The organism is Nitrosococcus oceani ATCC 19707, assembly GCF_000012805.1.
Taxonomy (GTDB): domain Bacteria; phylum Pseudomonadota; class Gammaproteobacteria; order Nitrosococcales; family Nitrosococcaceae; genus Nitrosococcus; species Nitrosococcus oceani.
Genome location: NC_007484.1, coordinates 362,430 through 387,677, shown reverse-complemented (window position 1 = coordinate 387,677; position 25,248 = coordinate 362,430). Strand labels below are relative to the sequence as shown.

Genomic DNA, 25,248 nt, shown 5'->3' with positions numbered 1-25,248 from the left:
CATGAAACTCAGCCTCACTATTTTGCTATTCTGTTTCATAATAATTTTTCAAGGCTGCGTTGCTGTGGTCGCAACCGGAGTCGCCGCTGGCGCGGCTACCGGTGTTTCCACGGCCTATGATCGCCGCACTTTCAATACCGTCATCGATGATCAAAGTATTGAACTTAAGGCCAGCGCCGCCCTCCGCAATGACCAGGAGCTCCATGAAAATACTCATATCAACGTCACTAGTTACAATGGCATCGTCTTACTGACGGGGGAAGCGCCGAGCAAGGAGCTCAAAAAAAAAGCCGCGGAGCTAGTTAAGCCGATTTCAGACGTCAAGCAAATCTACAATGAAGTAGATATTCTGGCACCTAGTTCCCTAGTCTCCCGTTCCAGCGACTCCTGGATCACCACCAAGGTTAAAACCAAAATGACCGCTAGGAAAGGACTCAATCCCGCCCGCATTAAAGTGGTGACTGAACGAGGCACGGTTTACCTGATGGGACTGGTAACTCCCCAGGAAGCCGAGCGGGCCGTTGCTGTAACCAGTCATACTGGCGGCACCCAGCGAGTCGTCAAAATTTTTGAGTATTTACACGAAACCGCCCTTGAACAATAGCGCTCCGACAGCCACGCCGGAATTTCTGGCGGCCCTTATCCAAATCGTAGGCGAACAACGGGTTCGTTCCGATCCAGCCGACTGCTGGCCCTATGGCTATGACAATAGCCGTCGGCATGCCTTGCCCGAATGGGTCGTGTTCGCCCTCACCCACGAAGAAGTTCGCGACCTTGTCCGTCTCTGTAATAAGGCTCGCGTCCCCATTGTTCCCCGTGGACGAGGGACCGGAACTACTGGCGCAACAGTGCCGATTAGTGGCGGTCTAGTGCTTTCCCTAGAGCGTATGAACCGCATCCGCATGCTTGATCCCACTAACCGGGCAATGGTGGTAGAACCAGGCGTGACCAATCAAGAAGTTCAAATAGCAGCTGGCCAGCAGGGATTTTTCTGGCCTCCAGACCCCACCAGCGCTGCTTTCTGCACCCTTGGCGGCAACCTCGCCTATAATTCTGCCGGCCCGCGCGCGGTAAAATATGGCACTCCCCGGGAAAATGTGCTGGCTCTTCGGGCCGTCACCGGCGCCGGAGAAGAGTTCCGCTGCGGCACCTATACCACTAAAGGGGTTGTCGGCTACGATCTTACCCGGCTACTTATCGGCTCGGAGGGAACCCTCGCGATTATTACCGAAGCAACCCTTAGATTAACGCCCTTACCCGAAGCCAAACGAACCCTCCGTGCCGCCTATAAGGATACGGAAAGCGCGGGTCAGGCGGTAGCCGATCTAATGAGCCAACCCCTCACCCCTTGCGCCCTAGAATTGATGGACCGCCAGGCGGTAACCCTGGTGCAAGCACAAGGTGGGATCGAATTACCTCCGGGGACGGGGGCGTTACTCATGATAGAGGTGGATGGCCCGGCCACGGCAATGGAAGACGCCGTTACTCAACTCAAAAAAGCAGCTCATAATGCAGGGCTTCTGGAAATTGTTGCGGCGCGTACCCCCCAAGAAAGTAAACAGTTATGGGCAGCCCGCAAGGCTCTTTCGCCTGCCCTGCGCACTCTGGCCCCCAAAAAAATTAATGAGGACGTGGTAGTTCCCGTCTCCCATTTACCTGCACTCATTAGCGGCCTTGAAAGGCTAGCAAAAGAATTTGCCATCACGATTGTCAATTTTGGTCATGCAGGTAATGGTAATCTCCACGTCAATCTATTGACCGATCCGGATGAGCCTACCGAAAGGGAGCGTACGAAAAAATGCCTAGAGCAGGTTTTTAAACTGGTTTTAAGCCTCAAAGGCTCCCTTTCCGGGGAACACGGAGTAGGATTAGAGAAGCGCGATTTCGTGGCTCAAGAACTCGACCCCGCTGCACTGAATCTAATGGAACGCCTTAAAGCCCAGTTCGATCCCCAGGGGATACTCAATCCACAAAAAACGCTCCCCTTAAAAACATCAACTTAGATTTAAATACCTTGAAACTCATTTATTGCGCGCCGAATCTTTTGCTAGTGAAACATTTTCAAAATTTGCTGGAGGCTCACGGGATTGGCTGTATCGTAAAAAACGAAAACCTTAATAGCGCGGCCGGCGAACTCCCTCCCACGGAATGTTGGCCAGAACTTTGGCTCACTGACGAGGCAAACTATGGCGAAGCTGCCCAACTTTTATTTCCCAGTGCGAATGAGCAAATTCAACCATCTTGGACTTGCCCTCGCTGTGACGAATGGCTGGAAGGACAGTTCAATCAGTGTTGGAACTGTGGCGAATACCGGATTAACTAGAAAACCTCTCAGATATTTTAATTATCTTTCGCTCGAAAATATATCCTCTTAAAGTTTCTCCCTCTAAATACGATAAATATAACTGAACGCCTAAACGTTGTTTTGTGAACACAAACGCAAAACAACCAGAATTAAAACCGCTTGATTAATTTCTTTATATATTTTTCTTACCCGATGGAAAAACAAGTTAGCTGTGAGCACCTGAAACCCGGAATGTATGTTTCCCAATTAGATCGCCCTTGGGTGGAAACGCCTTTCTTGTTTCAAGGCTTCTTTATTCAAGGCTCTGAAGATATGGATGCGCTTCGGAAGCATTGCCATTATGTGTACATCGACGCAGAGCGGGGCGCAGACGTTGAACAAGAAATCGCCTCCCCTGCCTCCGGGCAGAAAATTGCTGCCAAACCGGCGCTCTGTCCTAACCAGGCGGTTACCTATGAGGATACCGTTTCCTTTGAGGATGAGTTCCCTACCGCCAAAAAAAATCATCAGCAAGTCTGCACATTGATGAACTCCATCATGGAAGAGGTACAGGCGGGTAGAAAATTGAATACTGCTGCGGCGCGGGAGATCGTCAACAAAACAATGCCGGGTATTCTGCGCAACCCCAATACCTTCATGTGGTTATCCCGACTTAAGAAGCAAGATTCCTATACTTATACTCATTGCGTTGATGCTTGCACGTTGGCCATCGCCTTTGGCCGCCATCTAGGTTTGCCGCGGGAAGAGTTAGAAACCCTCGCCCAGGGAACACTCCTTGCCGACATCGGCAAAATGAAAATACCGCCGACCATATTACAAAAAAAAACCCGCCTTATCCCAGAAGAGTTTGCTCTCATTAAAAAGCATGTCCACTATACGGTTGAGATCTTAAAAAAAACCGAAGGAATCAGCGAAGAAATTATCGAGGTCGCTTATCATCACCATGAGCGCTATAACGGCAGCGGCTATCCTCAAGGGTTAGGGGGCGATGATATACCTTTGTACGCCCGAATGGCGGCTATCGCCGACTGTTACGATGCCATGACCAGCAACCGGCCTTACGCCAAGGCGCTTTCTCCCCATACGGCAATCCAAAAATTATATGAATTTCGCAATGTCGATTTTCAGGACGAACTGGTGGAGCAGTTCGTGCAATGCCTGGGAGCCTACCCGGTGGGAACCCTCGTTGAACTAAGTACGGGGCAAGTCGGGGTCGTGCTGGCACAAAACCGAGTCCGCCGTCTGCGCCCCCAGGTGATGATACTGCTCGATGCTAATAAAAAAACCTGCAGCTCTTACTCCGTTATCAACCTACTCCATGAGCTTGATGATGAGGAAGGCAATCCTCTCATGATCACGAATGTTCTGGAAGCAGGCGCCTATGGCATTAATCCCAGGGATTTTTATCTCTAACGCCCCTATTTTTTGAAACTATGCCTCTCTCAGCGTTACCCTTGCCCCAACGGGATGTAATATTGGCAAAGCTCCACCAGCATCTACAATCGCCCCACTCCCAACTGGTGGGCCTGCTCATTATCAAGTTATGCCATTTTCGGGAGATCAACACCGCTTTTGGCTACCAGGCGGGAGACGCGCTTTTAATCCAATTTGCCGAACATATTTGCGGACATATGCGCCCCCAGGATGAGCTCGCCCGGATTGGAGACGCAGAATTTAGCCTCATTTTGCCCTCCCTCCATACCGGGGGCCAGGCATTGCTAGCTGCCAACCGGGTATGGGAACTCGCTCAACAATACCCCTTTACCGTCAATGGCCATACGCCGTTGCCCCACATCGCTATGGGTATTGCCCTTTGTCCCGAACATGAAAAAGAGCCCGAATTATTGTTGCGGGCAGCCGATTTAGCCGTGGCAGAAGCACAGAAAACGGGAAACCCTTATCACATCTATCATTCCCAGATGCTTGCCACGGCAACGGCGGATCTCGTACTTGAAGAAGAATTAGAACATGCCCTTGAAAATGATGAATTCAGGCTGTTTTTTCAACCCAAAATATCATTTTCCACCAATCGGATAACAGGAACGGAAGCCCTTATCCGCTGGCAGCATCCTACCCAGGGGATGATTCCTCCCGGTAAATTCATACCCTTGATAGAAAAAAGCGCTCTCATGGAACCCGTGACTTTATGGGTACTGAATACCGCCCTGCGCTACCGTGCGGAATGGGCTAAAAAGGGGATTCCCCTCTCCGTGGCCGTTAATTTTCCGCCTACTTTGTTAATAAACCCGGAAATTGCCGAGTTAATACGGCAAGCCACCCGAATTTGGGGGACCGGCCAGGGTGATCTTATCCTTGAGGTTACGGAAAGCGCCGTGATGACGGATCCCAAGCGAAGTCTTGAAACGCTCCGGCACCTTGCCGCTCTCGGCATTGAGCTGTCCATTGATGATTTCGGTACCGGTTACTCCTCGTTAGCCTATCTAAAAAACATGCCTGTCAACGAACTTAAAATTGATAAATCTTTCGTGGATGAAATGGCCGCTAATCAAGGCGATAGCCTTATCGTACAAGCGGTTACGGATCTAGGACATAATTTTAATTTGCGCGTGACGGCTGAAGGTATCGAAGATCAGGCTACCTTAGAAGGTCTTCGAGAAATAGGCTGCGATTACGGGCAGGGTTATTTCCTTGGACGCCCGATGGCACCTCAAGATCTGGAAAACTGGATCAAAGAATCGCCCTGGGGCATGGCTATCGAAACAGCTACGGCATAGGACGTCGCTGCCTATAAGCCTCATCCAGCGCTCTCAAGCGCGCTAGCTTTTCGGCGATCTTGATCTCCACTCCCTGGGAAGCGGGCTAATAATTAAGGAGAATCTCCTCCAATGACATCGGCCCCTGGCGGGGGAGTAAAAACAAACAGGGAAGGGTCAAGAGAAAGATTGATTTCGAGCTTGGAAAAAACAAGCCGAGTAGTGCGGCCAAAACTGTCGTGTAGTTCCATTTGGCGCAAACCGTCATCATCAAATGCCAGTAGTAACCGCTCAAAGGCAGCCTCCTTGTCACGAGGCCGCAGTTCTACCCAAGCTAGGTGGTTATCGGAGGGGAGATTGCTGATGCTGAAATTCTCCGCAGGTAAGCGCTTACCGGATAGCAGCAAGGCAGGCGTGTCTCCTAGCGCCAAACCTTGATTCTTAACCGTTACCTGCGCCAAATCAGGATCATAAAACCAGACATGCTCCCCATCCGCCACGATTGTCTGGGAAAAAGGTTCGTGGTAGTCCCAACGGAATTTACCGGGGCGTTGAAGGAAAAAAACGCCCTTGCTCTCCTCCAGGGGCTGGTTACGCTCATCTAGCAGGATCTGCTGGAATTCGGCACGCAGGCTATGGGTCTTTTGCAGGAAGGTTTCTAGGTGATCTCCAGGTTCCTCGGCGCTCAGGGTAAAAGCCAGACCACTCAAAATTATCCCTAACAGGGCTCCTTGAAACCCTAGCCTACTTCGATAAAAGTTTTTAATAAATACTCCTTCTTTAATTCTCTGGCGGCGGCGGAGCCAAGACTTCCCGGCTTCCATTAGATTGCATGGCACTCACAACACCGCTGTGCTCCATGGCTTCGACTAGCCGCGCCGCCCGATTGTAGCCAATCCGCAGTCGCCGTTGAACCCCCGAGACCGAAGCCCGCTGGGTTTCGGTAACCACCCGCACCGCTTGATCATAGAGGGGATCATCCTCCGCCTCTGTCCCCCCGGCAAATCCATTAGCGCCTTCCCCAAACTCATCGATTCCCTGGGTAATTTCCTCCAGATATTGGGGAGTACCCTGCTGCTTAAGAAACTCTACTACATTATGGACTTCGTGATCATCCACGAACACACCATGTATCCGTCCAGGTATCGCCGTTCCTGGCGGCAGATAGAGCATATCTCCCTGTCCCAGCAACTGCTCTGCTCCCATTTGATCCAAGATAGTCCTCGAGTCCACCCGTGATGAAACCTGAAAAGCCATGCGGGCTGGAATGTTGGCTTTAATAAGGCCCGTAATCACATCCACGGAAGGCCGTTGGGTGGCAAGGATTAAATGAATGCCAGAAGCTCGAGCTTTTTGGGCTAGGCGGGTAATCAGTTCCTCCACCTTCTTTCCCACCACCATCATCATGTCCGCAAGTTCATCTATGACGACAACAATTAAGGGCAGAGGATCTAACAGCAAGGGCTCTTCGTTTGGGGAAGGTGAATACAAGGGGTCCTTCAGCGGCTCACCTGCTCTGATAGCCTCACGTACCTTACGGTTGAATCCAGCCAGATTACGAACACCCAAGGCCGCCATCAACCGATAGCGCCGTTCCATCTCCGCCACGCACCAACGCAAGGCATGTCCAGCCTCGCTCATATCAATGATTACAGGAGCCAACAGATGGGGGATACCTTCATAGACCGAGAGCTCCAACATTTTAGGATCGATGAGAATCAGGCGTACCTGCTGGGGAGTTGTCTTGTATAGAAGACTCAAAATCATGGCGTTAATGGCTACGGATTTACCTGATCCCGTGGCTCCCGCCACCAGCAGGTGGGGCATCTTAGCAAGATCCGCGACAACCGGGTGGCCGCTGATATTCTTACCTAAAGCCAAGGTCAGCGAAGCCCGACTCTCAAGATAAGCAGCACTATGCAGAACTTCCGAAAGATATACGATTTCCCGGGTCTCATTAGGAATCTCCAGCCCCACCACCGGCTTGCCAGGGATAACCTCGACTACCCGAACGCTCAGCACCGACAACGCCCGGGCTAAATCCTTCGCTAATCCAGAGATTCGACTGACCTTAACCCCCGGTGCTGGTCGCAATTCAAAACGGGTAATGACCGGCCCCGGATGGACGGCCACTACTTGTACCTCGACACCAAAATCTTTCAGCTTCTCTTCTACTTGACGGGACAAACTCTCAAGGGTCTCTTTAGAATAGCCTCCCTTAAAGGAGGAAGGTTTATCCAGCAAGGAGAGGACCGGAAGCCCTTCCCCCGCTGAAGGTTGAAACACAGGCGGCGGCTGTTGCCGTGCTTGCCGCGGACTTATCTCCGCCCGTGGCTCCACTTCCCTTCGAATGGGTGCGGGTTCCTTGATTGGGACCGACTCTTTGATTGAAGCGGACATCTTGGGTGAAGCGGGCTCCTGCATGGAAGCCTCCTCCCCGGTTGGATTTACTGCTAATTCGCCAATAACCGGTTCAATACGTACTTTGCTTCGCTGCTTCTCAAACTTAGGCTTGCCCTTCTTTTTCTCATCAGGCGCCCTCTTTATTTCCAGCACCTTTGGCAGGTGGGTAAACTGTCCGCTAATCCGCTTCCCCCAATGCCCTATACGCCAAAATAGCTCTAAGGTATAGTGGCCGGTGGTATCCATTAGCCACACCCAGGAAAGGCCCGTAAACAAGGTCACACCGGTAAGCAATAAGGCTAATAACAACAAGATTGTCCCCAAAGGGCCAAACATACCCAGCAGGCCATATCCTACTATTTCGCCTAGAATGCCTCCCTCGGCCACCGGCAGGCTCCCTGGAGGTGCGGGAAAATGCAGCGCGGCAAGGCCACAGGCCGCACCCAAAGCCAGAATAAATCCAGCAATCCTCAATACCCAGCACTGAAACGAACCCCGATCTTGGCTTCTTCCGCTACGGGCCAGCAAAAAATAACCACCGTAAATCATCGTAGCCGGCAGCAAATAAGCCGGATGGCCCAACAAATAGAGCAGAAGGTCAGCGAGCCAAGCCCCAACCTTTCCTCCTTTGTTATGCACCGCCTCGGCGCTGCCGGTGTGGGACCAGCCGGGATCGGTGGCGGTATAAGTCGATAAAGACAGCAATAAATAGGCTGCCAATGCCAAGCATACGATAAACGCCACTTCTTTAAGGCGATGGCGGATATGAAGACTAACCGGAGTACGCTTGGAACGTTTAGTGACGGTCGAAGCTTGAGCCATAATATTTTTAACGGAGTTGCAATACCAAAAACTAAAGACTTACCAAATTCTAATAAATACTTTCCCATTTTCCTGCCAAAACTCTATTGGCGGCAAACGGCACGTAAGCCTCCTATTCGCCTTTATTTAACAGGAAAATCAGAAACTTAACAGGAAACAGCCCTATTACCGTAAGGGCAGTAACGCTCCATACACATAACTATCTCTCCTTTCTCCCCGTCGACCTGGGCTAGGTGCTGGCCGCAAGGGACTCCTGTACCGCAGCGTGGACCACCACTCCCGCCTTAATGTTGATTCCCGCCGCCAGCGCAGGATGATTTTCCCAGCCTTTTTGGGACAAAATGAGCACATAGGGCAAAAGTGCTGAAGATAATGCTTGAGATGCGCTACGGGGCACGGCACCGGGCATATTCGTCACTGCAAAATGGACTACCTCCTCCCACATATAGGTAGGTTCGATATAGGTGGTGGGGCGGGTAGTTTCAATACACCCCCCTTGGTCAACAGAAATATCTACTACTATACTGCCTGGCCGCATGTTACGCACCATTTCCGCACTCACCAACCGCGGCGTTCGAGCTCCAGCTTGCAATACCGCGCCGATAAGCAAATCCGCGTCCGCAATGGCTTCTTTCAGCTTCTCTTGGTAAGGATAAAGGGCCGTTACATTTTGACCCAGATGATACATTTGAGCCAATCGGTCACGGCGGCGCTCAAATACAATAACCTCACTGCCCAAAGCCGCAGCAACTGCAACAGCGCTCCGTCCAGCCGTCCCCGCTCCTAAAACAACTACCCGCCCTCGAGAGACTCCAGGGAGTCCACCTAGCAGCAAGCCTTTCCCTCCCTGGGATCTATGTAGTAAGGTTGCGCCAACTTGAATACTCAAACGACCGGCAATATCACTCATGGGTATCAATAGCGGCAATTCGTCGCCAACTGCCACGGTCTCAAAAGCTACGGCCGTCAAGCCAATTTCCATCAAGCACTGGGCTAATTTCGGTTCCGCCGCTAAATGCAGAAAAGAGAATAATAAATGGTCAGCCCGGAGCAGTTCCAACTCCGGGCCTATTGGCTCTTTAACCTTGACGATGAGCTCTACAGTATCATAAAGAGAGCGAGCATCAGGGAGAAGAGTAACCCCGGCTGCCTGATAGGCTGCATCAGGATAACCGCTCGGATCGCCCGCAGCACGCTCAATAAACACCTCATGTCCCTGTTGCACGAGTTCCACCGTCGCTTCGGGTACTAAAGCAACCCGCCCTTCCAAGGTCTTGATCTCTCGCGGGATACCTATGCGCATACGCTCTCCTTTACCTCTTTAATGACTACGCGTAATATCTAAGGTTTACCATAAATTAATGTTCTGCCGCTCAATTAATTTAATATGTCTAAAATTAAACACTGTCGCCTCCTTATCCTCGGCTCGGGCCCAGCAGGCTATACGGCCGCCGTCTACGCTGCCCGTGCCGCCCTTGAACCCGTGCTTATCACGGGTGTGGAACAAGGAGGCCAACTCATGACGACCACCGATGTGGATAATTGGCCAGGCGATGACCAAGGAGTCCAAGGGCCAGAGCTGATGGAACGAATGCGCAAGCATGCGGAACGCTTTGGAACCAAAGTTATCCTTGAACATATCAATGAAGTCGATTTTTCCCAGGTTCCCTTTTTACTCAAGGGCGATACGGACCATTACACTGCAGATGCACTCATCATTGCCACCGGTGCCTCAGCCAAATATTTAGGCTTACCTTCGGAAGGGGCCTACATGGGACGAGGCGTTTCCGCCTGCGCCACCTGCGATGGCTTTTTTTACCGCGGTAAACCCGTTGCCGTTATTGGTGGCGGCAATACGGCGGTCGAAGAAGCGCTTTATCTCTCCAATATGGCTGACCATGTCACGGTAATCCATCGCCGGGATAGATTTCGGGCTGAAAAAATCCTAGCCAATCGGTTGCTGCAAAAAGCTGCTGAAGGCAATGTCACCATTGAATGGAATCATACTCTAGAAGAAGTGCTTGGGGATGAAGCAGGAGTTACCGGTATCCGTATCAGGGAAGTTGATACCAATCAGACGAAAAAACTCCCTCTGCATGGGGTATTTATCGCGATTGGTCATAAACCCAATACTGATATATTTACGGGCCAGCTAGAAATGGAACATGGATATATTCAGGTACGGGGCGGCTTCAAAGGTTTTGCCACTCAAACCAGTGTCCGGGGCGTTTTTGCTGCGGGCGATGTGATTGACCCCACCTACCGCCAGGCAGTGACCTCCGCAGGGACTGGCTGTATGGCCGCGCTGGACGCGGACAAATACCTAGATGGCCTGGAGGAGAGGTAAATTTCCGTTTAATTCGCACTGCTATCTCTTTAACGGCGTCGTCTAAGAGCCAGGAAGGTTTGGAAATACCATCACCCTTCCCAAACAAAGAGTCGAACCGACAGAGGCCCTCCCTGCCATAAAAAAATCATTGCCAGAGATTATTGCTATCTCAAGGCGCGAATTTGCCGGACTAATGAAGTTTTGCAGAGGAGCAAACTTGAGATTGGCTATCATAAAACTCTAATGGCTTATTCCGCCCGCTTCCAATAATTGCCATGCCACCAAACAGCATTTCAGTAAGAGGTTACCAACGCCCTTTCCTGAAATGGGCAGGCAATAAATATCGCCTTTTAACACGGATTATCTCTGTGCTTCCTCCAGGAAAGCGTCTCATCGAACCTTTTGCCGGATCGGCAGCCCTTTTTCTCAACGCGGAATATGAGCGTTATTGGGTTAATGATATCAATCCCGATCTCATTGCACTTTACCAAATCCTTCAAAAGGAAGGTAAGGAATTTATTCACTATGCAGGCTGCCTTTTTACCCCCCATAATAATACTCCCAAAGCTTATTATAGGTTGCGAGCCCGCTTTAATACCACCGCTGATGTTGCAGAGAAAGCGGCCCTCTTTGTGTACTTAAACCGCCACGGCTACAATGGTCTTTGCCGCTATAGTGGTTCGGGCATTTTTAATGTCCCTTTTGGCCGCTATCAACGGCCTTATTTTCCCTCTAAGGAAATGATGGCTTTCCACATCAAAGCTAGGCGGGCTAGGTTCACCTGTCTGGATTTCCGCAAAGTCCTTGCTCGCATTAGGCGCGGTACCATCGTTTACGCTGATCCGCCCTATACCCCTCTAAGCCAGACTGCCTGTTTTACCCACTATAGCGGTAATGGCTTTGGCCCCGAGGAACAGAAGGCATTAACTCAAAGCGCCCAGCGGCTCGCTAAACGGGGAATCCCCGTTCTAATTTCCAACCATGATACTCCCTCTGTCCGCCAAGCCTATCGTAACGCTCAATTAACGGGCTTTTCCGTCACACGGCTTATTAGTTGCAAAGGAACTCAGCGTACACCGGCGAATGAAGTCCTTGCACTTTTTATCTAAGTTTTCTCTTCATCAGAAAAAATAATGAATTAATTATAAAGATAAGTGCTTTACAGCTGCCAGTCGCATGCATTGCCTGGCGGCTTACCTTTTCAGGCTTGCGAGCCCTACATCCCCTGCAGCGCCCTATTCGCACCAGGGCGGCGGGGGTCCTGCCCATAGGAGTTCAGATACTTAAACTTCCTCTCCCGGCAGAAGGGAGCTTACCTAAGCGGCTGGTGGCCCCCTCTTTGGGCTATTCCTCCTCCCCTTATCTCATTCAAGCCACCCCTTCTCCGAACTATGTGTAGAGAAGTTTACAGGGGGGGTATTCTTCTAAGCGTTTGAAGGATGGGGTATTTAGGGTATTTTTTAGCCGAGGAGGGGAGAAGTGTTACATAGCTGAAACAAGGAAGGGAGAGGGGGAAGGTGTTGGCGGCGTGTTCCCGGGGGATGGGGGCAAGCTATTGTGTGATATGTCAGTGACTTAGCGCCTTTGGCATGAACTTAGCAGAGGGTAGGTCAGACAGGGGATGTCAAGGAGAGCGCCATGGGATACCCGGTAACAAGACGCCTATGAAAATGAGGGCGTGGCCAGGGTCCACAGAGCGCAGGGAGGCGCGCCTACAAGATGATACTGAATGCTAAGGAGCACACATTGATGAAACACACCACAGTCATGATGAGCGCGGTTGTGGCCGCCTCCCTGTTAAGCACCTCCGCCCTGGCCCTGGACCGGGCCAACACCTCCGAGAAAGGCAGCTTATTGGTTTTCCCGAATGTGGATGTGAGCGGGGATAAGAATACCATTATTCGCCTCCAGAATGATTACTCCGACTCGGTGAGCCTGAAGTGCTACTGGAAGAACGGGACCAAGTTTTTCACCGACTTTCAAATTGAGCTGACCAAGTTCCAACCCATCTGGATAAGCGCCCGGGATGGTGAGGGGACCTACAGCGTCCCCCCCTTTCCCACCTCCACCAACCAGGACTACCTGGATAAGATAGGTCTCGGTGGCGGTGAATATGCCACCCCCAGCCGGGTGACGTTGCCTGAAAATGCCCACACGGCAGGTGAGCTGCAATGCTGGGCGGTGGATGGCGGGGGTGCCAGTGAAATTCGCTGGAACCATCTGGCCGGCTCCGCCACGGTGGTGGACGCCTCCCAAGGGACGGCCTATCAATACAACGCCTGGGGTTTTCGCTGCCTGGTCGGGGGCAATGGGGATGCGTGCGTGGTGGCCGATGCGGGTCAACTGGACCTCAATGGCAACGAATACGAAGCCTGCCCGAAGAAGCTCATCGGCCATTTCAGCCCCGCCGAGACCGCTCTTGGGGGCATGCAGGTGCATCGCAATGAGCTGACCCTGGCCTCCTGTAATCAGGACCTGACCCAGGACCAGCAGTTCCACTTCACCAAGCTGAAGTTTAATGTCTGGAACGAGCAGGAAGCCAAATACACGGGGGCCTATCAGTGCATGGACAGCTGGCATCAGGGGCTGCTCGATGGGGTGCAGAACAATGGCCGTAACTTCACCGCCTCGAGCCTCAAGACCGATGTGGCCCGCTTTAAGGTAAGGGGGATGAAGAGCAGCGTCTGTGAGCGTGCTGATAACCGCAAAACCTTCGCCATTGATGAGAGCATTGTGACCGAAGAGGCCGGGCTGCTCGGGGTCATGGCCACCACCTACGGGTTGGGGGAAAGTGATGGCCTCGCCGAGGCGGGCACTACCCTGCACATGCTCGGTCAGCGTGATGGCTTTATCGCCTACGACCCTCAAGAGGTCATTGAGGAGCGTCCCGCTCGCTAGGGCAAGTGCTCTATTAAAATAAGATCAACACCAACAAAGAACACACCCTTTAGCAAGGGACCCTCCTACCAGGTGGGTCCCTTTTTTTGGGGACCTTTAACAAATCCAACTGCACTATTTGGCCCCGTGGAATTGGTACCCCTATGGTCCCGGGGTGCAGCACCTTTAACTTTTCCCACAAAGGAAACTTCTAGCACGCCAGGCACACGCCGCGCTAGCGGGCGCCCTGGGCCTGCAGATGGGCTAGACGCACTGGTGCAGGAGGATGGGAATCGTAAACCGCCGAATGGATGGGATCGGGGGTTAAAGTACCTGCATTTTCTTTATAAAGTTTAACTAACGCCTGGGCTAAAGCCTGACCATTAGTCATTTTAACGGCGAACTCATCCGCTTCAAATTCATAACGGCGGGAGAGATAAGTCAGGAAAGGATGAAGGAAAAAGGTGAGCACCGGCGCCACCAACATAAACAAGGCCAAAGCCATATAGTGAGAAGGATAGCCAACGCCTAGACCCTGGTAAAATGCGGGCTGGGCGCTCAGCCAACCTAATAAGGCCAGCCCAGCAAAACTAAGCAGCGCCATCATGATTAAATTTTTAAAAATATGGCGGCGCTTAAAATGGCCTAGCTCATGGGCTAATACGGCCTCAATTTGTTCCGAATTCAGAGACTCCAGCAGCGTATCAAAAAAAACGATCCGCTTATTGTTCCCAAGCCCGGTGAAATAGGCGTTGCCATGTCCGGAACGGCGCGAACCGTCCATTACGAAAATGCCCTGGCTTTTAAAACCACAACGGGCTAGCAAGCCCTCAACCCGCTGTCTGAGGCTCTCATCCGTCAGGGGCGTAAACGTATTAAACCAAGGGGCAATAAAGGCAGGGTAAGCCCACATCATCAAGAAAATAAGGCTTAGCCATGACAACCATAGATACAGCCACCAATAGCTCCCCGCATGTTCCATCAACCACAGAGCACCCGCCGCAAGCGGAATACCCAGCAGGAACATCAGCGCTCCCTGCTTGAGGAAATCCTGAAAAAATAGCCACCCCGTAGTCCGATTAAAACCAAAATTTTGTTCTAGCACAAAGGTTCGATAAATTCTCACCGGCAGATCAAGCAAGGTGCCGATGAACACAAAGCTGAGCAATACGGCAATCCCCGTTCCAAGGTCATTCCAGCCCAGCTCCCGCCACAGACTATCAAGCCATGCTAGACCTCCGCCCAGGGTCCACAGCAACACAATCGCAACGCCTAAGCCGTTGCTAATGACACCTAATTGGAGCTTGGCTACGGTATAGTCAGCCGCTTTTTGATGGGCCGCCAGTGGAATATGATCTTGAAAGAGGGGAGGAACCTGAGCCCGGTGTAACCGCACATGGCGAAACTGGCGGCGCGCCAGCCAGACTTCCAAAATCCATATCAAACCGAGAAAAACTAGAAACAGAACACTATAGAGATTTATGGTGATCATATTGAAACCTGTGAGGAAGAGTAGCTTCTGATAGAATGCGGTGCAAGTTATCTCACAACGATTGGCAACTCAACTTATGGCACAAGACTCCAGCAACTTAATCTGGTTAGATCTAGAAATGAGCGGCCTTAATACTATCCAGGACGTCATCCTCGAGATCGCAACCGTGGTCACGGATAGTCAACTTAACATTATCGAGGAAGGTCCAGTGATTGCTGTCCATCAAAAAGACATCATTTTAGACAATATGGACGAATGGAATACCCGTCAACATAATAAATCCGGCCTGGTCGAACGGGTACGCCACAGCCTCATCAGCGAAGCAGCCGCCGAGCAACGGACGCTAGAATTTCTAAACCGCCATACCCCCGCCAATAGTTCGCCCATGTGTGGCAACAGTATTTGCCAGGATCGGCGTTTTCTCGCCCGTTACATGCCAAAACTGGAGGCCCATTTCCACTACCGCAACTTGGATGTTAGCACTATTAAAGAACTGGCTAAACGTTGGGCACCAGGGATCGCTAAGGGTTTCAAAAAAGAGAACACTCATCTTGCATTAGCCGATGTCCACGAATCCATCCAGGAACTGATTTATTATCGAACCCATTTCCTTCATTTACCAGATTAAAAGTTAGCCCCTCTTTTCCTGGCGGACCGGAACGGCTCTTTTGCGCAGTTGCTCCTCCAAAGCCCAAATCACATGCTCCCGCACTAAAGGCGACGGATGATCAGCGCGGGAACGGAGAGCCTGAACGATATCTGGCTGAGGCGCGGCGTTGCCCAAGGCCACGGCAATATTACGCAGCCAACCCACATACCCAATACGGCGAATCGCCGAACCTTCGGTCCGGGATAAAAAGTCCTCTTCGCTCCAGGCGAACAAATCCAGCAATTGAGGAGCCTCCAGCCCCTGGCGGGGGCGGAAATCCTGCTCCCCGGTCACTTGGGCATAACGATTCCAGGGACAAATCAGCTGACAATCATCACAACCGTAGATTCGATTGCCGATCAAAGGCCGCAGAGATTCTGGAATAGCGCCGCGCAGCTCTATGGTCAGATAGGAAATACAGCGGCGCGCATCCAGCTGATAAGGCGCCACAATGGCCTGGGTAGGACAAATATCAATACAAGCCCGGCAACTTCCGCAATGGCTAGTCGTTGCCCCATCCAGCGGCAAAGGTAAATCGGTATAGACTTCTCCAAGGAAAAACCATGATCCCACATCACGGGCCAGAAGATTGGTATGCTTACCTATCCAGCCCAGTCCCGCCTTTTCTGCCAGCGCCTTTTCCATCACCGGGGCACTATCGCTAAAGACCCGATAACCAAAAGGCCCAATAGCCGCTTCAATTTGCTTTGCCAATTTTTGCAGCCGTTTCCGCAATACTTTATGGTAATCTCGCCCCAACGCATAGCGGGAAATATAACCACGGGAGTCATCTTCCAGAATATGCCAAGGATTATCCTCCGTCTCGGGCCAGTAATCCATCCGTGCTGAAATGACTCGAAGGGTTCCCGGAACCAACTCCTCGGGGCGGGTACGCTTGAGACCATGCCGGGCCATATAGTCCATCTCTCCATGGCGTCCAGCCTGAAGCCAGGCCAGCAAATGCTGCTCCGCCTCCCCCAATTCAATATCGGCGATACCTACCTGCTGAAAACCTAGCTGATAACCCCATTGCTTGATGTCAGCGGCTAGAGTATGAAGATCCGGTCCCGTTTTCTCTGCTCCATGCATGGCGTTTATAGTTTCATTGTTGGTGACAGCTTCCCCGTCATCGAGAAGAATTTCCAGTTTCTTAAGCTGCCACAGAGTTTTTACTCGTTTCACACAAGCCTCTACTGGCGGCCCTTCTAGCTTATTCAATTATGAGCTTCTTATGGATTTTAGAACTAGCCCCCGCTTATATCCCTTGCCCGATTGGGCAAGGGTTTTATCTGGATTTTTGCTAATATAGGCTGAAGTCCTATCCTGAATGGGGGTAGAACAACCAGTAAATAGTATTAAGCGCCGGTAGGCGCTGGCCAGTAAAACCCCTGCTCCTCATTCCAAAATAACAACATCCATAGAGGTACCCCAAATGGCTATTCTCCCCCTTAATTTATACACGGCTGCCCAAGTACGTGAATTGGACAGGTGCACCATTGAAGAGTTTGGAATATCTGGCGCCATGTTAATGGAGCGAGCCGGTAAGGCTTCCCTAGAGCAACTACGCAAACACTGGCCACAGGCACAACGCTTAGTGATTATCTGTGGAGTCGGCAATAATGGTGGAGATGGCTATGTCCTGGCCCGCCTAGCCCGTAAAGCCGAAATGTATGTATCCATCTATCAACTAGGGGATAATAGCAAGCTTAGCACCGATGCCCAAGCCGCGCGACAAATGCTATTAGACAGCGGCATGGAAATCCTTCCCTTCCAACCCCAAGTGCTCCGCGCCGCGGATGTGGTAATAGATGCTATTTTCGGCACCGGACTCAGCCGGGGAGTCACTGGCCAGTGGGCCGATGCTATCGAAGCCATCAATACCTGCGGACAGCCGGTGTTTGCTATGGATATCCCCTCTGGGCTCCATGCCGATACCGGGAATATCCTGGGTATCGCCATCAAAGCCCAAGTGACTGCCACCTTTGGGGGCCTGAAACAAGGGATGTTCACCCATCTGGGTCCGGATTACTGTGGCGAGATTGCTTTCGACTCCCTTAGTATTCCTCCCGAAGCCTATCACGGGGTGACGCCTTCGGCCCGCCGCATTACCCTTGAAGATCACATCACCAAACTCCCCTCCCGCGCTAAGGCTGGCCATAAGGGCGATTACGGCCATGTTGTCATCATTGGAGGCGAGAGAGGAATGCCCGGAGCCGCACGCATGGCGGGGGAAGCAGCTTATCGGGTAGGAGCGGGGCTGGTCAGTATTGCCACCCGGGAGAAGCATGCTTCCCTGCTCAACCTAGCCCGCCCAGAATTGATGTGCTACGGGGTAGAGAGCGCCGAAGAGTTAAAACCATTGCTGAACCGGGCTACTACCCTTGTCATTGGTCCAGGCCTAGGCCAGGATCTTTGGGGCCAAACAATGCTCGCTGAGGCACTCAACCATTCCCACCCTCTGGTGGTGGATGCGGATGCCCTCAATCTGCTAGCCAGTCAACCCCGCCAGCATAACCGCTGGATTATCACTCCCCACCCCGGTGAAGCATCGAGACTGCTGAACATTAATATTGAAGAAATACAAGCAGACCGTTTTGCCGCAGTCCAGGCTCTTCAACAGCGCTACGGCGGGGTTGCGGTGCTTAAAGGAAATGGGTCTCTGGTATGCTCCACGAATCACCCCCTAGGGCTATGCACGGCAGGCAATCCAGGAATGGCCAGTGGCGGTATGGGGGACGTCCTCTCCGGAACTATCGCCGGCCTGCTGGCTCAAGGACTTACCCTGAATAATGCGGCCCATTTGGGGGTAACAATTCATGCCATGGCTGGCGATCGCGCTGCCCGTGAAGGGGGTGAGCGGGGACTGCTGGCGAGCGATTTGATGGAACATCTGCGACAACTGGCCAATCTTCAACAAATAGGCCCATGATTGATGTCGTTTTAGCTGACGAGGAAGCTACCCTCGCCTTAGGGGCTCGCTTGGGCCATGCCTGTAGAAAGGAAGGAGCCATTATTTTTCTTCTAGGAACCCTAGGGACAGGGAAAACCACTCTGACCCGGGGGTTTCTGCAGGCCCTTGGACATAAGGGAACGGTGAAGAGTCCCACTTATACCCTGGTAGAACCCTACATCTTAAACCAACAGCAAATCTATCATTTTGATCTTTATCGCTTAACCGATCCCCAGGAGCTGGAATTCATGGGTATCCAAGATTATTTCACTCCGGGGGCCATCATTCTCATAGAATGGCCGGAGCGGGCGCTTAGCTGGCTTCCACCGCCGGATCTTCAAATTTCCCTGGGGTACCTTGAGATCGGAAGCCGATCAGCCCGCCTAGAGGCTAAAACGGAACGGGGGCAACATTTGCTTCACCCTATATCATGAAATTAATTGCTAGAAAGCTTGACAAGAACCCATCCTATCTATAAAAAAACAATAGAGAAATTTATAACTAAATAAACTTGCCATTCAAGCTAGGGATGGTTAAAGATTGGCCTTGAAATAATCGATATTCTACTTACCGTGAAACGAATAGCCTACTTTTTAATATGCCTAGTGCCTGTCCTGGCTTTTGCCGGGGTGCAGGTACAAGGCGTACGGGTATGGTCCGCTGAGGAAAAAACACGGCTGGTATTTGATTTAAGCGCCCCTGTCCAACACCGGGTATTTACTCTGGCGAGTCCCCATAGAATTGTAATTGATCTTGCTAACACCCGCTTAGCCCAGCCTCTACCTCCCAATAGCCTTAACGGTAAGCTGCTCCGTGGTCTCCGCAGCGCTAATAAGAGCACTGGCATTCTGCGAGTAGTCCTTGAGCTGTCCCACGCTGCGCATGCCAAAAGTTTTTCGCTCAAACCCTATAAAAATCATAGTCACCGCCTAGTCATTGATTTAACCCGAACCGATATTGGAGAATCCCAGCAAAAGCTCGTAAAAACAGTTGCTGCTATCACTGACAATAAGCCGCAGCAGACGACTCATAAGATTAGAATTGCTCCTGAGAATAACCCCCCTAGAGGCAACCCTCCCCAGGGAGGGAAAAGCGAAAAAACTCAACCAAATTCTACTACGATCATAGCTGCTGCCAGGGACAAGCCGCGGGACATTGTCATTGCCATCGATGCAGGTCATGGAGGCGAAGATCCTGGTGCTATTGGTCCCCAGGGAACCCAGGAAAAGCAGGTAGTACTGGCTATTGCCCGGAAACTTGCCCGGTTGCTGGACCGAGAGCCAGGCATGCGCCCAGTGATGATACGCAAGGGGGATTACTACGTCGGTCTGCGAGAACGGATCAAGGAAGCTCGCCAACATAAAGCGGATCTCTTCATTTCCATCCACGCCGATGCTTTCACTCACCCTAAAGCGCGCGGCTCTTCCGTCTATATTCTCTCTGAAAAAGGGGCAAGCAGTGAGGCTGCACGCTATCTCGCCAAAAGGGAGAATGAATCGGAGTTCATCGGCGGCGTGAATTTAAATGAGAAAGACGATCTCTTGGCCCGCGTCCTGCTTGACCTATCCCAAACCTCCACCCATGAAGCAAGCCTGAAAATAGCGGATACTCTCCTTGCCGGACTCAAAAATGTTGGCCAGGTTCACAGCCAGCACGTCCAGCATGCCGGCTTTGCCGTACTCAAATCTCCCGATATTCCCTCAGTATTGATAGAAACCGCTTTTATTTCTAACCCCCACGAAGAACGGCAGTTGCGCAGCCAAACCCATCAACAGCAATTAGCAAACGCGATGATGAATGGCATTCGGTACTATTTCTATAGCAATCCCCTACCAGACACCCTCCTCGCTCAGCGCCGCCACATCATCAATCGCGGCGATACCCTCTCTGGTGTTGCCCAACATTATGATGTGAGCCTCAATCAACTGCGTTTAGCTAATGATCTCAAGGGCGATCGCATCCACGTAGGAGATATCTTGCTGATTCCTTGATAAAAACAAAGATGGCCGCTCCTTCCATCCCCCGTATTCAGATTCTACCTCCGGCACTAGCTAACCAGATTGCTGCCGGGGAGGTGGTGGAACGCCCCGCTTCAGTACTCAAAGAACTTGTGGAAAACGCTCTAGATGCAGGCGCCCAACGCATCGAAATTGAAACGGAGGCGGGGGGCATTGGGCTTATCCGAGTCCGTGATGACGGTTGCGGCATCCATCATAATGATTTGCCTTTAGCCTTAAGCTCCCACGCTACCAGTAAAGTTCGCCACGGAGAAGAATTACTCAATATTACTACTTTGGGCTTTCGCGGCGAAGCCTTGGCAAGCATCGACGCCGTTTCCCGTCTTAGCCTCAGTTCCCGGATGGCAGATAATGAACATGGCTGGTGCATTCGGGAAAATACGCCGGTACAACCCATCGCCCATCCCCTAGGCACCACGGTTGAGGTCCGTGATCTGTTTTACAATACTCCAGCTCGGCGGCGCTTCCTCCGAGGGGAAAAAACCGAGTTTATACGTTTACGCACGATACAAACACAACTAGCTCTCAGCCATTTCGAAATAAGCTTTCGAATAAGTTATAACCGGCGTCCTTTTCTCACCCTGCCTGCTTGTACCTGCCCCCCTGAGCAGCTGAAACGGATTACCGAACTCTGCGGACGGAATTTTGCTGAGCATAGTATGTACTTCAAGCGGGAAATAGAAGGGCTATGCCTATGGGGCTGGTTAGGACATCCTGAATTCGCCCGCAGTCAAACCGATCTCCAATATTGTTATGTTAACCACCGCATGGTTCGAGACAAGCTATTGAGCCATGCAGCTCGCCAAGCTTATGGCAACCGCCTGTCCCAAGGGCGCCACCCCGCCTATTTACTGTATCTGGAATTACCCACTCATCAAGTAGATGTCAATGCCCACCCGGCTAAGCATGAAGTCCGGTTTCGGGAATCCCGGCAGGTTCATGGTTTTATCGTTCGCACGTTAGCAGAGATACTAGAACAAACCGAACCCGAAGGAGAGCATCGGCTAGCCTCTGGAGAATTTCGATCACACCCCCATGAGGTGCTCGGTAAAGAACAGGCTGGCGACACTTATCTCGTAGCAGAGGTCCCCGGAAGCTATGGTCCCCGGAAGCATGGGAAACATAACCCCCTATCCAAAGGGAGAAACGATGCTCCATCACGGTTCGGTCAGGTTCAGGCATTCGTGCTCGGGCGCTATCTACTGACAGAAAACAGCCAAGGGTTGATGCTAGTAGATTTGCCCATAGCCCGCGCCCATCTAGCTCAAGCACGACTGCGCACCGCCTACGCTGCCGGCCATATCATCCGGCAACCTTTACTTCTTCCTCTCACTTTTCAGGTTTCCCTGCAGCAGGCAGAGTGGACAGAACGACATGTCCAGGAGCTGCGGAAACTGGGTCTCGGGCTGCACCGGTTAGGACCCCAAACCGTCGTTTTGCGGGAGATACCTGCTGCCATCCGAGAGCTCGATCTCGAGGGTTTACTACTGGCTTTACTCGCCCAATTAACCCGCCAGCAGCACATAATGCCCGCTGAAATCCCGCTGGGAGAGCTCATCGTCGCTCTTACGGCGCAATACCCTGCCTCAACCACATCCCGCCCCTCCCTCCAGGAAATGAATGCTTTCCTGCAAGAGTTGGAAAATCTTTATCAAATCGAAACCGGCCTTAAAGCCCCCCTCCCCTGGCGGGAATTACCCGAGCATGAAATAGCACAATGGTTCCTCCCAAGCTAGAAACCCAGAGGAACCCAAGGCACTCACCCTATTGGGCGTGGGACCAAGCTACCTTGCCCTCAGCACATGGGGTTTCAACAATATGGGGAGTTGGCCGGCCAATATAATGGCCCTGGGCATAATCCACTCCGTATTCATGGAGTAATGCCAAGGCCTCAGCATCTTCTACAAATTCGGCCACCGCTTTTTTGCCAAGGCCCTTGGCAACCTCGCTTAGAGCTTTGACAAAAACCTGGTCCTGATGGCTTTTGGCTAACTCGCGCACAAACATGCCATCGATTTTGACGTAATCGACAGGCAACCGCTTGAGATAAAAGAAGGAGGAAAAACCCACCCCAAAATCGTCCACGGCAAAACGGCAGCCATGGGCTTTTATTCTGTGCATAAAGCCCTCAGCAGCGGCCAGATCGGCAACCGCTGCTGTCTCGGTCACCTCAAACATCAATGAGGACGGATTAACGCCGGTCGTCCTTAATAAATCTTCTAAGATAGGTACTAATTCGGGATCATCCACTACCCGGCCGGAAAGGTTAATGGAAAGCGTCAAATGATACCCTTGAGACCATAACTTCGCTTGCTGGGCAATAGCTTTTCGCAAAACCAGATGATCGATAGCGTGGATCAAGCCTGACTGCTCGGCCACCGGGATAAACTGGGCTGGAGAAATAATCCTGCCCCTATGGTCATACATACGGAGCAAAACTTCATAATGGCCTATCGTATGAGTGCGGATATCCAACACGGGCTGGAAATAAAGCAGAAATCGATCTTCCCGCAGAGCTTGTTCAATTTGCTCCTTCCAATATACTCGCTGCTGCATCCGTTCGCGGACTTGTTCATCGCTCGAAAATAAATGCCAACGCCCTCTTCCTTCCTCTTTGGCCTGATACATGGCCACATCAGCATTGGCCATGAGATCGCGGACAGTAGCGCCATGGAGGGGAAAAAGCGCAATCCCGATGCTGAGAGAGATAGAGTGATTACCACCCCGGGCTGGAAATTCCAAGGTACTCAGTTGGGTACAAACTTTTCGCGCGACCCGGACCGCACTTTCAACGTCACACTCACGAATGACCACTGCAAATTCATCACCCCCAAGCCGGGCAACAATATCGCTCCCCCGCACGACTTGGCGTAACTTGTCGGCGACCATCCGCAGCAGGGCATCTCCGGCTTGATGGCCACTGGTATCGTTAATATATTTGAATTGATCAAGGTCAAAATAAAGCAAGCCTCCCTGGGTTCCATAACGAATGGAAGCCCCGAGAATTTGTTCGAATTCATGCTGAAAACGGCGCCGGTTAAACAGTTCGGTCAAGGGATCATGATCAGCTAGCCAGGCCAACCGTTGCTCCGCCTGCTCCCTCTCAGTTACATCATGTCCCACACTAAGAACTACGACATCACTGGAGGGGTGAACCGCCAACCGAGAATGAAACCAGGAAATAGTACGCTGGCTGCCATTCTGGCACTGGAGTCCCGTATCCACGCGTACCTGGCCTCGGCGGCCAGTCCGGAGTTCTTCCAACTGTTGGAATAGTTCCGGTGAAACCTTGTCGCCCGCCAATAGTTCATAGAAGGGCCGGCCTGTGATTTGATCAGCGCCATAACCTGTTATTTTCTGCCCCTGCCGATTTAACATCGTCACTCGCCCGGCGCTATCCTGGGTTAGAATGATAACCTGAGCAGTATTCAACAACCCAGTAACAAAGTCTCGCTCCCGCGCTAAATCATCACCCCGCTCGGCTAAATGGCGGGTTCGATCTTGTATTTCTGCCTGCAACGCCTCTAGCTGATAGGAAAGAGTCACGGCGGTATCGTTAAGGACATCAATTTCGTCCCGGCCCCAAGCAGGCTGGGCTGAATGACTGAGGCGCGCCCGGACTTTCTCGAAAGCATGCTCCGCCAAATAAGGCAGGCTTAAAACGACTCGCTGCAAACGAGCCATTGGCTTCCACAACAAAAGTAACAGCAGAGTTTCGGAAACCACCAGGCCAACCAAACCCCCTAGCAAGCTCCGCCGGGTTGCTAGCCGAATATCAGCAAGAGCACGGGTCACATCACTAATGACCACCAGCTGAGCCTCCCGATTCTCCACCCCTGCTTTATTTATCGGTATAAGGCGAACTTCATACTCTCGACCCGCATGGTGGTACCACACATGCTGGCTAGCTACCTCCGCTAGCGAATGGCCTTCAGAAAGCGACCGTAACACCAATAAATTACGTTCGGCATTTGTCAAGGCCGCCATCCGCATACCCCATTCAGGCATTAGTCGGCGCAGTTCAGTCGCATTTTCAGAAGGTAACTTAACAGCAGTCATAATACCGATGTCGTCGCCAGAAATCTGGCGGAAAGAAAGCACTACCTCGGCAAGGGAGCGGCCAAGCAGCAAAACCCCGGCGCGCTCATCATTAGCCAGTAAAGGGACTGCTACGTACTGGAGGCACCGCTCTCCACAGTCTAATCCGGTAATCGGCCGTTCTCTCTTATTCGCTGCACGCACCCATTCCAAAATCCGATCTGTGCCGACCTGCTGCCCCCACGAGACCAATAATTTATTCTCGGAAGAGTAAAAACTCGCTATTTCCACCCCCCATACTATCTGCAACAAGTGCCCATGCCGCTCAAATATGGAGTCAATTTTTCCAGCCAAAGAGTTCTTATCAGCCCTATCCCCGCGTAAGAGGGGTACGATATCAGCTAGCTGTTCCATACGCTGGTAAGAAGTCTTAATAAGCCCTCGAATTTCTTTAATATGCCCAAGGTAAATTTGCTCGCGCTGCTGGGCAAATTGGCGCTGAAGTCCTAAATAGGCAAGCCCTGCCAAGGAAATATTAATCGTCACCAGAACCAGACTAAAAACCAAAACAGCCTTCCACTTAAGGCTTAAAAAACGGGGGGCAGGAGTTTGTTCAGGGTCTGGCATTAGTATATTTTTTGCAGAAAATGC

General features: G+C 51.6%; 19 protein-coding genes. 13 read left to right on the top strand and 6 right to left on the bottom strand.

Annotated elements, in window-relative coordinates:
- Nucleotide 1: 1 nt before the first annotated feature.
- The 5 genes from NOC_RS01990 to NOC_RS01970 all read left to right on the top strand — a co-directional run bounded on the left by NOC_RS01990 (nt 2) and on the right by NOC_RS01970 (nt 5,040).
- Complete coding sequence (locus tag NOC_RS01990; RefSeq protein ID WP_002813803.1) at nt 2-604, top strand: BON domain-containing protein; 603 nt, start codon at nt 2-4, stop codon at nt 602-604.
- The gene (locus tag NOC_RS01985) at nt 594-2,003 is read left to right on the top strand and encodes an FAD-binding oxidoreductase (protein WP_002813866.1); all 1,410 of its coding nucleotides are present in this window, start codon (nt 594-596) and stop codon (nt 2,001-2,003) included. The genes NOC_RS01990 and NOC_RS01985 overlap by 11 nt, the downstream gene beginning before the upstream one ends.
- Nucleotides 2,004-2,050: 47 nt before the next feature.
- Nucleotides 2,051-2,323, top strand: coding sequence for a putative signal transducing protein (locus NOC_RS01980; protein ID WP_002812766.1), 273 nt, complete (start codon nt 2,051-2,053; stop codon nt 2,321-2,323).
- Nucleotides 2,324-2,497: 174 nt separating this feature from the next.
- Nucleotides 2,498-3,718: an HD-GYP domain-containing protein gene (locus NOC_RS01975; RefSeq protein ID WP_011330314.1), complete on the top strand. Its 1,221-nt coding sequence runs from the start codon at nt 2,498-2,500 to the stop codon at nt 3,716-3,718.
- 20 nt (nt 3,719-3,738) lie between these two features.
- Nucleotides 3,739-5,040: a putative bifunctional diguanylate cyclase/phosphodiesterase gene (locus tag NOC_RS01970; RefSeq protein ID WP_002812376.1), complete on the top strand. Its 1,302-nt coding sequence runs from the start codon at nt 3,739-3,741 to the stop codon at nt 5,038-5,040.
- Nucleotides 5,041-5,132: 92 nt separating this feature from the next.
- Here the strand turns inward: NOC_RS01970 and lolA are convergent, their stop codons facing one another.
- The 3 genes from lolA to ald all read right to left on the bottom strand — a co-directional run bounded on the left by lolA (nt 5,133) and on the right by ald (nt 9,547).
- Complete coding sequence (gene lolA, locus NOC_RS01965; RefSeq protein WP_244860006.1) at nt 5,133-5,729, bottom strand: outer membrane lipoprotein chaperone LolA; 597 nt, start codon at nt 5,727-5,729, stop codon at nt 5,133-5,135.
- A 70-nt stretch (nt 5,730-5,799) separates the two neighbouring features.
- Complete coding sequence (locus NOC_RS01960) at nt 5,800-8,244, bottom strand: DNA translocase FtsK (protein WP_011330313.1); 2,445 nt, start codon at nt 8,242-8,244, stop codon at nt 5,800-5,802.
- Nucleotides 8,245-8,473: 229 nt separating this feature from the next.
- Nucleotides 8,474-9,547: an alanine dehydrogenase gene (ald, locus tag NOC_RS01955; RefSeq protein ID WP_002814250.1), complete on the bottom strand. Its 1,074-nt coding sequence runs from the start codon at nt 9,545-9,547 to the stop codon at nt 8,474-8,476.
- An 84-nt stretch (nt 9,548-9,631) separates the two neighbouring features.
- Here ald and trxB point away from each other — a divergent pair, with 84 nt between their 5' ends.
- The 3 genes from trxB (at nt 9,632) to NOC_RS01935 (ending at nt 13,471) form a co-directional block, all read left to right on the top strand.
- Nucleotides 9,632-10,591: a thioredoxin-disulfide reductase gene (trxB, locus tag NOC_RS01950; protein WP_002813665.1), complete on the top strand. Its 960-nt coding sequence runs from the start codon at nt 9,632-9,634 to the stop codon at nt 10,589-10,591.
- Between the two features lie 257 nt (nt 10,592-10,848).
- Entirely contained in the window at nt 10,849-11,682 is an 834-nt protein-coding gene (locus NOC_RS01945; RefSeq protein ID WP_011330312.1) for a Dam family site-specific DNA-(adenine-N6)-methyltransferase, read from the top strand.
- Between the two features lie 640 nt (nt 11,683-12,322).
- Nucleotides 12,323-13,471, top strand: coding sequence for a hypothetical protein (locus tag NOC_RS01935; protein ID WP_036497867.1), 1,149 nt, complete (start codon nt 12,323-12,325; stop codon nt 13,469-13,471).
- A gap of 214 nt (nt 13,472-13,685) precedes the next feature.
- On the opposite strand, the gene NOC_RS01930 is transcribed toward NOC_RS01935, so the two are convergent.
- Nucleotides 13,686-14,942, bottom strand: a complete 1,257-nt coding sequence (locus tag NOC_RS01930; RefSeq protein WP_002812577.1) for a M48 family metallopeptidase — start codon at nt 14,940-14,942, stop codon at nt 13,686-13,688.
- Between the two features lie 76 nt (nt 14,943-15,018).
- On the opposite strand from NOC_RS01930, the gene orn reads away from it, so the two are divergent.
- Complete coding sequence (gene orn / locus NOC_RS01925; RefSeq protein ID WP_011330310.1) at nt 15,019-15,570, top strand: oligoribonuclease; 552 nt, start codon at nt 15,019-15,021, stop codon at nt 15,568-15,570.
- A gap of 3 nt (nt 15,571-15,573) precedes the next feature.
- Here the strand turns inward: orn and queG are convergent, their stop codons facing one another.
- Nucleotides 15,574-16,680, bottom strand: coding sequence for a tRNA epoxyqueuosine(34) reductase QueG (gene queG, locus NOC_RS01920; RefSeq protein WP_011330309.1), 1,107 nt, complete (start codon nt 16,678-16,680; stop codon nt 15,574-15,576).
- A gap of 343 nt (nt 16,681-17,023) precedes the next feature.
- Here queG and NOC_RS01915 point away from each other — a divergent pair, with 343 nt between their 5' ends.
- The 4 genes from NOC_RS01915 to mutL all read left to right on the top strand — a co-directional run bounded on the left by NOC_RS01915 (nt 17,024) and on the right by mutL (nt 22,295).
- Nucleotides 17,024-18,520, top strand: coding sequence for a bifunctional ADP-dependent NAD(P)H-hydrate dehydratase/NAD(P)H-hydrate epimerase (locus NOC_RS01915; RefSeq protein ID WP_002812657.1), 1,497 nt, complete (start codon nt 17,024-17,026; stop codon nt 18,518-18,520).
- Nucleotides 18,517-18,975 carry a tRNA (adenosine(37)-N6)-threonylcarbamoyltransferase complex ATPase subunit type 1 TsaE gene (gene tsaE, locus NOC_RS01910; RefSeq protein WP_002812802.1) on the top strand — a complete coding sequence of 153 codons (459 nt, stop codon included), beginning with the start codon at nt 18,517-18,519 and terminating at the stop codon, nt 18,973-18,975. Before NOC_RS01915 ends, tsaE begins: the two co-directional genes overlap by 4 nt.
- Before the next feature lie 138 nt (nt 18,976-19,113).
- On the top strand, nt 19,114-20,532 hold the full coding sequence (locus NOC_RS01905; protein WP_011330308.1) for an N-acetylmuramoyl-L-alanine amidase: 1,419 nt from the start codon (nt 19,114-19,116) through the stop codon (nt 20,530-20,532).
- Between the two features lie 11 nt (nt 20,533-20,543).
- Nucleotides 20,544-22,295, top strand: coding sequence for a DNA mismatch repair endonuclease MutL (mutL, locus tag NOC_RS01900; protein WP_011330307.1), 1,752 nt, complete (start codon nt 20,544-20,546; stop codon nt 22,293-22,295).
- A gap of 28 nt (nt 22,296-22,323) precedes the next feature.
- Here the strand turns inward: mutL and NOC_RS01895 are convergent, their stop codons facing one another.
- On the bottom strand, nt 22,324-25,224 hold the full coding sequence (locus NOC_RS01895) for a bifunctional diguanylate cyclase/phosphodiesterase (RefSeq protein WP_244860004.1): 2,901 nt from the start codon (nt 25,222-25,224) through the stop codon (nt 22,324-22,326).
- Nucleotides 25,225-25,248: the final 24 nt, after the last annotated feature.

Excerpts from the sequence above, each read along its gene's own strand:
- NOC_RS01990 (WP_002813803.1), top strand. The coding sequence starts at position 2 with ATGAAACTCAGCCTCACTATTTTGCTATTCTGTTTCATAATAATTTTT.
- NOC_RS01975 (WP_011330314.1), top strand. The coding sequence starts at position 2,498 with ATGGAAAAACAAGTTAGCTGTGAGCACCTGAAACCCGGAATGTATGTT.
- NOC_RS01970 (WP_002812376.1), top strand. The coding sequence starts at position 3,739 with ATGCCTCTCTCAGCGTTACCCTTGCCCCAACGGGATGTAATATTGGCA.
- NOC_RS01960 (WP_011330313.1), bottom strand. The coding sequence starts at position 8,244 with ATGGCTCAAGCTTCGACCGTCACTAAACGTTCCAAGCGTACTCCGGTT.
- ald (WP_002814250.1), bottom strand. The coding sequence starts at position 9,547 with ATGCGCATAGGTATCCCGCGAGAGATCAAGACCTTGGAAGGGCGGGTT.
- trxB (WP_002813665.1), top strand. The coding sequence starts at position 9,632 with ATGTCTAAAATTAAACACTGTCGCCTCCTTATCCTCGGCTCGGGCCCA.
- NOC_RS01945 (WP_011330312.1), top strand. The coding sequence starts at position 10,849 with ATGCCACCAAACAGCATTTCAGTAAGAGGTTACCAACGCCCTTTCCTG.
- NOC_RS01935 (WP_036497867.1), top strand. The coding sequence starts at position 12,323 with ATGAAACACACCACAGTCATGATGAGCGCGGTTGTGGCCGCCTCCCTG.
- NOC_RS01930 (WP_002812577.1), bottom strand. The coding sequence starts at position 14,942 with ATGATCACCATAAATCTCTATAGTGTTCTGTTTCTAGTTTTTCTCGGT.
- orn (WP_011330310.1), top strand. The coding sequence starts at position 15,019 with ATGGCACAAGACTCCAGCAACTTAATCTGGTTAGATCTAGAAATGAGC.
- queG (WP_011330309.1), bottom strand. The coding sequence starts at position 16,680 with ATGCATGGAGCAGAGAAAACGGGACCGGATCTTCATACTCTAGCCGCT.
- NOC_RS01915 (WP_002812657.1), top strand. The coding sequence starts at position 17,024 with ATGGCTATTCTCCCCCTTAATTTATACACGGCTGCCCAAGTACGTGAA.
- tsaE (WP_002812802.1), top strand. The coding sequence starts at position 18,517 with ATGATTGATGTCGTTTTAGCTGACGAGGAAGCTACCCTCGCCTTAGGG.
- mutL (WP_011330307.1), top strand. The coding sequence starts at position 20,544 with ATGGCCGCTCCTTCCATCCCCCGTATTCAGATTCTACCTCCGGCACTA.
- NOC_RS01895 (WP_244860004.1), bottom strand. The coding sequence starts at position 25,224 with ATGCCAGACCCTGAACAAACTCCTGCCCCCCGTTTTTTAAGCCTTAAG.